The sequence below is a fragment of the Pseudomonas sp. NPDC089996 genome, from assembly GCF_044748405.1.
Taxonomy (GTDB): Bacteria; Pseudomonadota; Gammaproteobacteria; order Pseudomonadales; family Pseudomonadaceae; genus Aquipseudomonas.
Genome location: NZ_JBIVGA010000020.1, coordinates 18,889 through 31,060 on the forward strand (window position 1 = coordinate 18,889; position 12,172 = coordinate 31,060).

Genomic DNA, 12,172 nt, shown 5'->3' on the forward strand with positions numbered 1-12,172 from the left:
CACTGGCTCCTTCGTTGGCTAAGCAAGACTAGCGGATTTGCCCTGTGCAAACCCGGCGGATGTCATAAAATCCGCACATCCGCTGCAACCGAGCCAACCATGTCCACCCTTCTTCAGCACGCCCAGATCGACTGGGACGACCAGGGCCGCCCCCACTCGCGGCAGTACGACGATGTTTATTTCTCCCGGAACGAAGGCACCGAGGAAACCCGCTACGTGTTCCTCGAGCAGACCCGCCTGGCACAGCGCTTCGCCGACCTGGCACCACACGGCTGCCTGGTGATCGGCGAAACCGGCTTCGGCACCGGCATGAACTTCTTCTGCGCCTGGCAGCTGTTCGCCGAACAGGCCCATAGCGACGCGCGGCTGCATTTCATCAGCGTTGAAAAGTACCCGCTCGGCCATGACGACATGGCCCGCGCCGTGCGCCTGTGGCCGGAGATGGCGGCCTTCACCGAGCCGTTCCTGGCCCAGTACGTGGCGGTACACCCCGGCTTCCAGCAGTTCAGCTTCGACAATGGCCGGGTCACCCTGACCCTGTTGATCGGTGACGTACTGGAGCAACTGCCGCAGCTCGACGCACGCATCGACGTCTGGTTCCTCGACGGCTTCGCGCCGGCGAAGAACCCCGACATGTGGACCCCTGAACTGTTCGCGCAACTGGCCCGACTGGCGCACGCCGGTACCGCGCTGGGTACCTTCACCACCACCGGCTGGGTACGCCGCGGGCTGATCGATGCCGGTTTCACCATGAAGAAAATCCCCGGCATCGGCAAGAAGTGGGAAGTGATGAGTGGCGAATACACCGGGCAACCGTCACCAGCCAACACCGCGCCCTGGTATGCCCGCCCTGCCCCGGCTGCAGGGCCGCGCCAGGCACTGGTGATCGGTGCCGGCCTGGCGGGTAGCGCCACTGCCGCCAGCCTGGCCGCACGCGGCTGGCAGGTGACGGTGCTGGAGCGCCACGCGGCCCCCGCGCAGGAGGCTTCGGGCAACCCGCAGGGCGTGCTGTACCTCAAGCTGTCCGCCCATGGCACCGCGCTGTCGCAAATGATCCTTGCCGGTTTCGGCTACACCCGGCGCCAGCTTGAGCGCTTGCAGCGGGGTCAGGACTGGGACGCGTGCGGCGTGCTGCAGCTGGCGTTCGACAGCAAGGAAGGCGAGCGCCAGGCCAAGCTTGCCGAGGCCTTCGACAGCAGCCTGCTGCGTGCGCTGGAGCAGGCTGAAGCTGAAGCGATTGCCGGAGTGGCGCTGCCTGCGGGCGGCCTGTTCTACCCGGAAGGTGGCTGGGTGCACCCACCGGCCTTGTGCCGGGCGCAGCTGCAACACCCGAACATTGGTGTTCAGTTGCACCAGGACGTGGTCGAACTGCGCAAGGCCGACGGGTTGTGGCAGGCGTGGGATGGCGAGCGTTTGCTGGCCAGCGCGCCGCTGGTGGTACTGGCCGGGGGTGCCGATGTGCGCAGGTTCGAGCCCTGTGCGCAGCTGCCGCTCAAGCGGATTCGCGGGCAGATCACCCGCCTGCCGGCCACCCCGGCCAGCCGTGCATTGCGCACCGTGGTCTGTGCCGATGGCTACGTCGCACCGCCCCGGGGTGATGAGCACACCTTGGGCGCCAGTTTCGATTTCCATAACGATGACCTGACGCCGACGGTGGCCGAGCACCAGGGCAACCTGGCGTTGCTCGACGAGATTTCCATCGACCTGGCGTCGCGCCTGGGGGCGCAGGCACTGGATGCCGAACAGTTGCAGGGGCGTGCGGCGTTTCGTTGCACCAGCCCGGATTACCTGCCGATTGTCGGGCCGGTGGCCGACACGGTGTTGTTTGCCGAGGCCTATGCCGTGCTTGGCAAGGATGCCAGGCAGGTGCCGGAGGTCGCGTGTCCTTGGCTGGATGGGTTGTATGTGAACAGCGGGCATGGGTCGCGCGGGCTGATCACGGCGCCGTTGAGTGGCGAGCTGATTGCCGCCTGGGCCAGTGGTGAACCGTTGCCGTTGCCACGGGCAGTGGCCGAGGCCTGCCACCCCAATCGCTTCATGTTGCGCAAGCTGATCCGCGGCAAGTGAAAGGCTGGGGCCGCTGTGCGGCCCTTCGCGGGCACGCCCGCTCCCACAAAGAGCCCGATGGCTGTGATATCCCTGTGGGAGCGGGCGTGCCCGCGAAGGGCTGCACAGCAGCCCCACTGCATATAACAGATTGATCTAAAACTCCCACAAACCACACAGGTCAGTTCCTTACAGGGTGCCCTAATCCGGGGCACTCATTCCCCAACGGAAAAACCGGTAAGGACCTATGTGCGGATTAGCAGGAGAGTTGCGTTTTACCCCCATCGATCAAGCCCCTCGCCCAGCCGACCTGGCTGCGGTAGAGCGCATCACCCATCACCTGGCGCCCCGCGGCCCCGACGCCTGGGGCTTCCATAGCCAGGGCCCGATCGCCCTCGGCCACCGCCGGCTGAAGATCATGGACCTGTCCGACGGTTCGGCGCAGCCGATGGTCGACAACACCCTGGGCCTGTCGCTGGCTTTCAACGGCGCCATCTACAACTTCCCCGAACTGCGCCAGGAGCTGCAGGACCTGGGCTACAGCTTCTGGTCCGAAGGCGACACCGAAGTGTTGCTCAAGGGCTACCACGCCTGGGGCGCGGCCTTGCTGCCCAAGCTCAACGGCATGTTCGCCCTGGCCATCTGGGAGCGCGACAACCAGCGCCTGTTCCTGGCCCGCGACCGCCTCGGGGTCAAGCCGCTGTACCTGTCGCGCAACGGCGAGCGCCTGCGCTTTGCCTCGACCCTGCCGGCATTGCTCAAGGGTGGCGACATCGACCCGATGATCGACCCGGTGGCGCTCAACCACTACCTCAACTTCCATGCCGTGGTGCCGGCGCCTCGCACGCTGCTGGCCAACGTGCAGAAGCTCGAACCCGGCACCTGGATGCGCATCGACCGCCACGGTGAAGTGGAACGCCAGACCTGGTGGCAGCTGCACTACGGCCCCAACCCGGACGAGCGCGACCTCGACCTGGAAGGCTGGACCACCCGCGTGCTCGACGCCACCCGCGATGCCGTGGCGATCCGCCAGCGCGCCGCCGTGGACGTCGGCGTGCTGCTGTCCGGTGGGGTCGATTCCAGCCTGCTGGTCGGCCTGTTGCGCGACGTCGGCGTGGACGACCTGTCGACCTTCTCCATCGGCTTCGAGGATGCTGGCGGCGAACGCGGTGACGAGTTCCAGTATTCCGACCTGATCGCCAAGCATTACGGCACCCGCCACCACCAGTTGCGCATCGCCGAGCACGAGATCATCGAGCAGCTGCCAGCCGCGTTCCGCGCCATGAGCGAGCCGATGGTCAGCCATGACTGCATCGCCTTCTACCTGCTGTCGCGGGAGGTGGCCAAGCATTGCAAGGGCGTGCAGAGCGGCCAGGGCGCCGACGAACTGTTCGCCGGCTACCACTGGTACCCGAAAGTGGTCGGCGCCGAGGATGCCTTCGGCGCCTACCGTGACGCCTTCTTCGACCGCAGCCACGACGAGTACCGCGACACGGTCCAGGCGCCCTGGCTGCTGGAAACCGACGCCGCCGGCGATTTCGTCCGCGAGCATTTCGCCCGCCCCGGCGCACCCGACGCCGTGGACAAGGCCCTGCGCCTGGACAGCACGGTGATGCTGGTCGACGACCCGGTCAAACGGGTCGACAACATGACCATGGCCTGGGGCCTGGAAGCGCGCACGCCGTTCCTCGACTACCGCCTGGTCGAACTGTCGGCGCGCATTCCGGCGCGCTTCAAACTGCCCGATGGCGGCAAGCAGGTGCTCAAACAGGCCGCACGACGGGTAATCCCCCACGAGGTGATCGACCGCAAGAAGGGTTACTTCCCGGTGCCCGGCCTCAAGCACCTGGAAGGCGCGACCCTGGGCTGGGTGCGCGACCTGCTGACCGACCCGAGCCAGGACCGCGGCCTGTTCAACCCGGCCATGCTCGACCGCCTGCTGAGCAACCCCCACGGCCAGCTCACCCCACTGCGCGGCTCCAAGCTTTGGCAGCTGGCGGCCCTGAACCTGTGGCTCAGCGAACAAGGACTCTGACCGATGAAAGCCCACGAAATCGCTTACGGTCAGCGCCTGCTGCGCGGCCAGGCGCCGTCCTACGAGCGCCTGCAAGCGCGCCTGGCCGGCGACGGCAGCGAACCCCACGACCAGCCACGGGCCCTGCACTGTGGCTGGGGCCGCCTGCTGATCGGCCACACCTACCCGGACCCCGCCAGCCTGGCCGCCGCGCTGCAGGACGAACGCCCCGGCGAGCGTGACATTGCCCTGTACGTGGCCGCCCCCCAGCAGTTGCTGGCGCAGGCACCGCAGCAGCTGTTCCTCGACCCCTCCGACACCCTGCGCCTGTGGTTCACCGACTACCGCCCGGCGCAGCGGGTGTTCCGCGGCTTCCGCGTGCGCCGGGCGCAGAACCCCGGCGACTGGCAGGCGATCAACACGCTGTACCAGGCGCGCGGCATGCTGCCGGTCGACCCCGATCTGGTCACCCCGCGCCACCTCGGTGGCCCGGTGTACTGGCTGGCCGAGGATGAAGACAGCGGTGCGGTGATCGGCAGCGTCATGGGCCTGAACCACAGCAAGGCGTTCGACGACCCTGAACACGGCAGCAGCCTGTGGTGCCTGGCCGTGGACCCGCAGTGCACCCGCCCGGGGGTGGGCGAGGTACTGGTACGCCATCTGGTCGAACATTTCATGAGCCGTGGCCTGGCGTATCTGGACCTGTCGGTGCTGCACGACAACCGCCAGGCCAAGCGCCTTTACGAAAAGCTTGGTTTTCGCAACCTGCCGACCTTCGCGGTCAAGCGCAGAAACGGCATCAACCAGCAACTGTTCCTCGGCCCCGGTCCGGAAGCCGGGCTGAACCCCTACGCCCGCATCATCGTCGACGAGGCCCTGCGCCGTGGTATCGAGGTGCAGGTGGACGACGCCAGTGCCGGGCTGTTCACCCTGAGCCTGGGTGGCCGGCGCATCCGCTGCCGCGAGTCGCTGAGCGACCTGACCAGCGCGGTGACCATGACCCTGTGCCAGGACAAGCGCCTGACCCGGCATGCCCTGCACAACGCCGGGCTGCAGGTGCCGGCCCAGCAGCTGGCCGGCAATGCCGACGACAACCTGGCGTTTCTCGACGAGCAGGGTGCGGTGGTGGTCAAGCCGGTGGACGGCGAACAGGGCCAGGGCGTGGCCGTGAACCTCACCTGCATCGAAGAAGTGACCCAGGCCGTTGAAAATGCCCGGCGCTTCGACAGCCGCGTGCTGCTGGAGAGCTTCCACGCCGGCAGCGACCTGCGCATTCTGGTGATCGGCTATGAGGTGGCGGCGGCGGCCATTCGCCACCCGGCGCAGGTGGTCGGTGATGGCAAGCACAGCATCCGCCAGCTGATCGAGGCGCAGAGCCGTCGCCGCCAGGCGGCAACCGGTGGCGAAAGCCGCATCCCGCTGGATGACGAAACCGAACGCACCCTGCAGGGCGCGGGCCTGGGCTATGACGATGTATTGCCGGCCGGGCAACGCCTGGCGGTGCGGCGTACGGCCAACCTGCACACGGGCGGCACGCTGGAAGACGTCACCGAGCGCCTGCACCCGGTGCTGGCCGATGCTGCGGTGCGCGCGGCGCGGGCGCTGGAGATCCCGGTGGTGGGCCTGGATTTCATGGTCCGCGATGCCGAGCACCCGGAGTACGTGATCATCGAAGCCAACGAGCGCGCCGGGTTGGCCAACCATGAACCGCAGCCGACGGCGGAGCGCTTTGTCGACCTGCTGTTCCCGCATAGCCGGGCTTTGGCGTGAATCAGTGTTGAGGCCTTCGCGGGCACGCCCGCTCCCACAGGTACTGCACCGCCCTTGTGGGAGCGGGCGTGCCCGCGAAGGCCCCAACACAGTTACCAAGGAGTACCCATGACCGAACGACACCCCGAACCCGACCTCGACTACATGAAGCGCGTGCTGCTGGAGATGCTCGCCATCCCCAGCCCGACCGGTTTCACCGACACCATCGTGCGCTACGTGGCCGAACGCCTGGATGAACTGGGCATCCCCTTCGAACTGACCCGCCGTGGCACCATCCGCGCCACCCTCAAGGGCCGGCAGAGCTCCCCCGACCGCGCCGTCTCGGCCCACCTCGACACTATCGGCGCCAGCGTGCGCCAGCTGCAGGACAACGGCCGCCTGGCCCTGGCGCCGGTGGGCTGCTGGTCGAGCCGCTTCGCCGAGGGCAGCCGCGTCAGCGTGTTCACCGACACCGGGGTGTTCCGTGGCAGCGTGCTGCCGCTGATGGCCAGCGGGCACGCTTTCAACACCGCCATCGACCAGATGCCGGTGAGCTGGGAACACGTCGAGGTGCGCCTGGATGCCTACTGCGCCACCCGCGCCGATTGCGAAGCGCTGGGGATCTCCATCGGTGACTTCGTCGCCTTCGACCCGCTGCCGGAATTTACCGAAAGCGGCCATATCAGCGCCCGCCACCTGGACGACAAGGCCGGCGTGGCCGCCCTGCTGGCCGCCCTCAAGGCGGTGGTGGAAAGCGGCCGCCAGCCATTGATCGACTGCCACCCGCTGTTCACCATCACCGAGGAAACCGGCTCGGGCGCGGCCGGTGCCCTGCCATGGGACGTCAGCGAGTTCGTCGGCATCGACATCGCCCCGGTCGCCCCCGGCCAGGCCTCCAGCGAGCACGCGGTGAGCGTGGCCATGCAGGACTCTTCCGGGCCGTACGATTACCACCTATCACGCCACCTGCTGAAACTGGCGGGCGACCACGACGTGCCGGTGCGCCGCGACCTGTTCCGCTATTACTTCAGCGATGCGCACTCGGCCGTGACCGCCGGGCATGACATCCGCACTGCGCTGGTGGCCTTCGGCTGCGACGCCACCCATGGCTACGAGCGCACCCATATCGACAGCCTGGCCGCACTCAGCCGCCTGCTCTCGGCCTACCTGCTCAGCCCACCGGTGTTCGCCAGCGACTCGCAGCCGGCCAACGCCTCGCTCGAGCGCTTCAGCCACCAGCTGGAGCACGATGCGCAGATGGAGAGCGACACCCGGGTGCCGGCCGTGGACAGCCTGGTAGGAAACAAAAGCTGATGAGCGTGGAATCGCGTAGCATGCAGGCATTCATGAACAAGACCGTGCGCCGCCCATGCTGATCCCCTACGAGCAACTGCAAGCCGAAACATTGACCCGCCTGATCGAGGACTTCGTCACCCGCGACGGCACCGACAACGGCGACGACACCCCGCTGGAAACCCGCGTGCTGCGGGTGCGCCAGGCGTTGGCCAAAGGCCAGGCGTTCATCCTGTTCGACCTGGAGAGCCAGCAGTGCCAGTTGCTGGCCAAGCATGATGTGCCCCGCGAGCTGCTGGACTGACATTGAGCCTTGTAGCGGCCCTTGTAGGAGCGGCCTTGTGTCGCGAAAGGGCTGCAGAGCAGCCCCGGGATATCAGCGGCGACGCTCATAATGCTGGGGCTGCTCTGCAGCCCTTTCGCGACACAAGGCCGCTCCTACAAGGGCTTGCGCAGGTTAGTCAGCCTTGCACGCCTGCGCTGCCTTGATCCGTCGATAGACCTCGGCCCGGTGCACAGGCACCTTACGCGGTGCTTCCACGCCAAAGCGCACTATCCCGTTGCGCGTTTCCACCACCTTGATCCGAATATCGTCACCAATGGTGATGACTTCGCCGACTTCACGCCCGATCACCAACATGCTCCGGTCCTCTCGTAACAGGAAAAGACCGCAGAGTGCTTGGCGAGATTCCTCTGGACAATACTTGGCCAGCAATTCAGACCGCACCTACAACGGCTGGTAATTTTTCCTACAGACAACCTCTCGATCAGCGCGCTTGCGCCTTGGCCCGCATCTTCAGCGCCATGCCCGCCATTTCGTCATAAAGCCGTTCCGGCGCCTGGCGCTTCAGTTGCCAGGCCTCACGCCCGGCCTCATGGGGCAGGATCAGGAATTCGCCGGCCGCGACGTGTTGGTGAATGTAGTCGGCGATATCCGCCGCGCTGATCGGCGAGCCTTCCAGCAGCTTGCCGACCTGGGCCTTCATCGCCGGGTTCGGCCCGCGGAACGAGTCGAGCAGGTTGGTCTGGAAGAATGACGGGCACACACAGTGCACCGCCACTTCCAGTTGGCGCAGCTCCACCAGCAAGCTTTCCGAAAGCGCCAGCACACCGGCCTTGGCCACGTTGTAGTTGCTCATCCCCGGCCCCTGCATCAGCGCCGCCATCGAGGCCACATTGATGATGCGCCCCTTGCTGCGCTCAAGCTGCGGCAGGAACGCCTTGCAGCCTTTGACCACGCCCATCAGGTTGACCGCGATCTGCCAGTCCCAGTCTTCCAGCGACAGCTCGGCGAAGAAGCCGCCCGAGGCGACACCGGCATTGTTGACGAGCACGTCGATGCCGCCGAAGCGTTCTTCGCAGGCCTGGGCCAGGGCGGTGAGCTGGCTGTAATCGCGCACGTCGCAACGCTGGACGAAACCATCGCCGCCTGCAGCCCTCACCCCTTCCAGGGTTTCGCGCAGGCCCGGTTCGTTGACATCGGCTAACGCCAGGCGCCAGCCCTCGCGCGCCCAGCGCAGGGCGATCTCGCGGCCGAGGCCGGAGCCGGCGCCAGTGATCATGATGCGGTTTTGCATGGTGGCAGGCCTTGTTCTGACAGGTTGTGCACCGAGTCTAATCAAGGCCTTGACCCCAGGCAGGGTTCATCAGGCTAGTGAATGAGCGGGCATGACCACGTGGTCAGTACACCGATGGAATCTTTCGCAAGCGGCAATAGTCCGATTTAACAAGAGGCCAGCAGTCCGAGGCCCTTGACCTTCAACCACGCAAGGACTCCGTCATGACCACGATTCTCATCATCATCCTGATCCTCCTGCTGATTGGTGGCTTACCGGTCTTCCCGCACTCGCGCAGTTGGGGCTACGGCCCGTCCGGCATCATCGGCGTGGTGCTGGTGATCCTGTTGGTGTTGTTGCTACTCGGCATGATATGACCCCCCAGGCCTGGAGCAGCCCTGCGGTCCAGGTGCAGCTCCAGGCCCATCATCGCTTCGGCAAGCGCCTGTACCGCGAGGTGCACTGCCTGCGTATCCTGGGGCCGGGCCAGGCAACAGCGCTCCAGGTCTTCACACAAGCCCACCAGACCTTCGGCGCGCACGATCCGCGCGCCGCCTTTTACCCGATGTGCCAGGCGGGCCAGGGCAGCGGGCGCCAGGTCATGGCGCCTGAGCCGTTGCAGGTCTTCGTGGTTGCTGGCGCGCAAGTCGCGCAGCAGCGCCCTGAACGCGGCCTGATCCTTGCCCACCAGGTGCCATAGCTGTTGCAGGTCCAGCGGTTCCGGGTCTTGCTGCGAGGCGTCAGGGCAGGCTTCGCAGCCGGCCAGCGCCTGCACGAGGCTGTCCAGTACCAGGGGCTTGAACAGGCAGTCATCCATGCCGGCGGCGCGGCACGCCAGGCGCTCGCTTTCCTGGGCGTTGGCGGTCAACCCGATCAACCTGCACGGCGGGCGCCCGCTGCGGCGCTCGTGCTCGCGAATGGCGCGAGCCAGCCCATGGCCGTTGAGCCGCGGCATGCTGCAATCGCTGATTACCACATCGAAATGCTCCTTCAACCAAAGGCGCAGGGCTTGCGAGCCGTCCTCGGCAACCCGCGTCCGATGGCCCAGGTAATCCAGCTGCTGGGCCAGCAACAGGCGGTTGGCGGGGTAATCGTCGACCACCAGTACCCGCAGGCGCACCTCGCTGCGCTCCGCCCGTGCAGGCACTGCCGACGCCACAGGGTCATCGCTCGACAGCAACGGCAGGTACAGTGAAATAGCCACCGTGGTGCCCTTGCCCAGGATGCTGCTCAGGCGCAGCTGGCCGCCCATCATCTGGCACAGGCTGCGGCAGATGCTCAAGCCCAGGCCAGCGCTGCAGCGCGCAGACTGCCTCTGGTTGCTGGCCTGGCGAAACGGCTGCCCGAGCCCTGCCAACTCTGCGGCGGCGATACCCATTCCGGTATCCCGTACATGTACCCAGACTTCCAGTTTTTCGCCCCGAGGCACGGCACTGAGGCTGACCATGACCTGCCCCTGGCGGGTGAACTTGACGGCATTGCTCAGCAGGTTGGCCATGACCTGCTTGAAACGCAACGGGTCGAGCATCACCTCGGCGTCTATCGCACCCTGGGTCTTGAGCACCAGTGCCAGGCCCTTGCCGCGCGCTTGCTGCTCGAACAACTGAAGCACCCGTTCGACTTGCTCGCGCAGGCGCACCCGCTGCGGGGCCAACTGCAGGTTGCCGGTCTCGATACGGCTGATGTCGAGGATATCGCCGATCAGCTCATGCAGGCCACGCGCGGCGTCTGTCGCCACCTCGATGGCAGAGCGGTCGAGTACGCCCTGGGTGGCTTTGCGCTGGGTCAGCTCGAGCATGCCCATCAGCGCATGCAAGGGGGTGCGGATCTCGTGGCTCATGGTGGTGAGGAAGGAGGTCTTGGCCTGGTTGGCGGCTTCGGCGTCCTGCTTGGCGCGGCGCAGCGCTACCTGCAGACGGCGCAGGTAGCGGATCCACAGCAGCGCCAGCAGCAACAACACGAGTGCTGTGCCAAAGCCGAACAGGACCTTGCTGCGGTAGCGCGCCCAGACACCGTCGGGAACGATCACCGGGTGACGCCAGCGGCGCACCAGGGCTTCGGTTTCGCGGGGCGACAGGCTCAGCAGCGCCTCGTCCAGGATACCCAGCAGCTCATGCGGGCCCAGGGCGCCCGCCAGGGCGAAGTGCGCGGGCGGCATGGCCAGGCTGGCCTTGATCTCCAGCCGCCCTGGGTACCAGCGGGCGATCAGTGCGCGGGCACTGTCGAGCGTCAGAATGGCCGCATCCGCCTTGCCACGCGCAACGTCATGCAAGGCATCCAACGCACTTTTCACGCGACGCTGGCGTACCTCGGGGTAGCGCCGACGCAGCTGCTCGCCCATGGCACTGCCGTACACCAGGGCAACAGTATGGCCGGCAAGCCGGTCGAGGTCGGCTTCGAGCGAGACGCCACTGCGGGTAACCAGCACCCTGGGGGCGCTGAGGTACGCCCGGCTGAACGACAGTTGCTGCGCCAGCGCTTCGCTGTACACCACCCCGGCGATCAACTCGGCCTTGCCCTGCATCACCTGCGCGACCATCTGCTGCACGTCGTTGACCGCCTGCACCTCGAAGTTCAGGCCGGTGCGCCGCGACACCAGCTTCAGGGCATCCAGGGTCAACCCGCGCAGTTGCCCGGTGCTGTCGCGGTAGCTCAAGGGCAGCATCTGGTCGTTGATCAGCACCCGTACGGTGGGGTGGCCCTGCAGCCAGCGCTGCTGGGCTTCATCCAGTCGCAACGGCCGGGTAGCGTGCATGGTGCTGCTGCCCAGGTCCCAGCGCGCACTGATGTCCGCCCGCTGGGATTGGTCGATATTGTTCATGGCTTGCGCGACCAGGGCTGGCAGAGGAGTACCGTTGTCTTGCATGGCGAAGCCGATATCCTGAGGGGGCATGGCCGCATGGCCGACCTCCACCACCCCGGCGAACTGACTGCGCCGTTGCACATGGCGGGCAACCATGGCGCTGCCCAGGTACAGGTCGGCCTGGCCCAAGGTCAGCGCGGCGATGGCGCTGAGCGCGGCTGGGTGCTGCTGCACCTGGGCGTTGGGGTAATACTCGCGCACCTGCTCCAGGGTGCGATAACCCTCCACCATCACCAGGCGCAACGGCTCGTCGCGGCCCACCGCCGGGCGCGGCTCCGGGGCCAGCAACAACGGCCAGTCTTCGGCATAGGCAGGCGACAGTAGCAGCCCGGCCTGCTGCGCCTGCCGGGCAGTCACCGACCCGAGCAGGTCGATCTCGCCCTGGTGCAGGGCCGTGCTCGCGGCCTCGAACGACGGAAACACCTGCACGGTCATGTCCAGGTTCAGCTGTTCAGCCAGCAGGCTCGCGTAATCGGCGCTGATCCCTTCGTAAGTCCTACCGGTACCCAGTGCGTCCAGGGGTGGCTGATCGCGGTCCAGTACGCCAAGGCGCAATACCCGCTGACGCCACAGCCAACGCAACTCGGGGCCATCGGGCTCGATGCGGGGGCCATCGTAGACGGTACGCCCGTACAGCATCGGCACAGCCGC

At 66.6% G+C, this 12,172-nt stretch carries 9 protein-coding genes; 6 read left to right on the plus strand and 3 right to left on the minus strand.

Annotation, left to right across the window (positions count from 1 at the left end; translation table 11 throughout):
* Window positions 1–99: 99 nt before the first annotated feature.
* From mnmC to ACIPW4_RS24780, 5 genes are all read left to right on the plus strand, one after another.
* The gene (mnmC, locus tag ACIPW4_RS24760) at window positions 100–2,067 is read left to right on the plus strand and encodes a bifunctional tRNA (5-methylaminomethyl-2-thiouridine)(34)-methyltransferase MnmD/FAD-dependent 5-carboxymethylaminomethyl-2-thiouridine(34) oxidoreductase MnmC (protein WP_400662624.1); all 1,968 of its coding nucleotides are present in this window, start codon (window positions 100–102) and stop codon (window positions 2,065–2,067) included.
* Between the two features lie 226 nt (window positions 2,068–2,293).
* Entirely contained in the window at window positions 2,294–4,081 is a 1,788-nt protein-coding gene (locus ACIPW4_RS24765) for an N-acetylglutaminylglutamine amidotransferase (RefSeq protein WP_400662627.1), read from the plus strand.
* 3 nt (window positions 4,082–4,084) lie between these two features.
* Window positions 4,085–5,830, plus strand: coding sequence for an N-acetylglutaminylglutamine synthetase (ngg, locus tag ACIPW4_RS24770; RefSeq protein WP_400662630.1), 1,746 nt, complete (start codon window positions 4,085–4,087; stop codon window positions 5,828–5,830).
* A 108-nt stretch (window positions 5,831–5,938) separates the two neighbouring features.
* The gene (locus tag ACIPW4_RS24775; RefSeq protein WP_400662633.1) at window positions 5,939–7,123 is read left to right on the plus strand and encodes an osmoprotectant NAGGN system M42 family peptidase; all 1,185 of its coding nucleotides are present in this window, start codon (window positions 5,939–5,941) and stop codon (window positions 7,121–7,123) included.
* A 55-nt stretch (window positions 7,124–7,178) separates the two neighbouring features.
* Window positions 7,179–7,406, plus strand: coding sequence for a YheU family protein (locus tag ACIPW4_RS24780; protein WP_054900489.1), 228 nt, complete (start codon window positions 7,179–7,181; stop codon window positions 7,404–7,406).
* Window positions 7,407–7,559: 153 nt separating this feature from the next.
* Here the strand turns inward: ACIPW4_RS24780 and csrA are convergent, their stop codons facing one another.
* A complete protein-coding gene (csrA, locus tag ACIPW4_RS24785; RefSeq protein ID WP_400662637.1) occupies window positions 7,560–7,742 on the minus strand; it encodes a carbon storage regulator CsrA in 183 nt (60 codons plus the stop codon).
* 127 nt (window positions 7,743–7,869) lie between these two features.
* A complete protein-coding gene (locus ACIPW4_RS24790; RefSeq protein ID WP_400662639.1) occupies window positions 7,870–8,679 on the minus strand; it encodes an SDR family oxidoreductase in 810 nt (269 codons plus the stop codon).
* 203 nt (window positions 8,680–8,882) lie between these two features.
* Here ACIPW4_RS24790 and ACIPW4_RS24795 point away from each other — a divergent pair, with 203 nt between their 5' ends.
* A complete protein-coding gene (locus ACIPW4_RS24795; RefSeq protein ID WP_003252624.1) occupies window positions 8,883–9,035 on the plus strand; it encodes a DUF3309 family protein in 153 nt (50 codons plus the stop codon).
* Here ACIPW4_RS24795 and ACIPW4_RS24800 read toward each other — a convergent pair.
* On the minus strand, window positions 8,963–12,160 hold the full coding sequence (locus ACIPW4_RS24800) for a response regulator (RefSeq protein ID WP_400662749.1): 3,198 nt from the start codon (window positions 12,158–12,160) through the stop codon (window positions 8,963–8,965). The genes ACIPW4_RS24795 and ACIPW4_RS24800 overlap by 73 nt on opposite strands.
* Window positions 12,161–12,172: the final 12 nt, after the last annotated feature.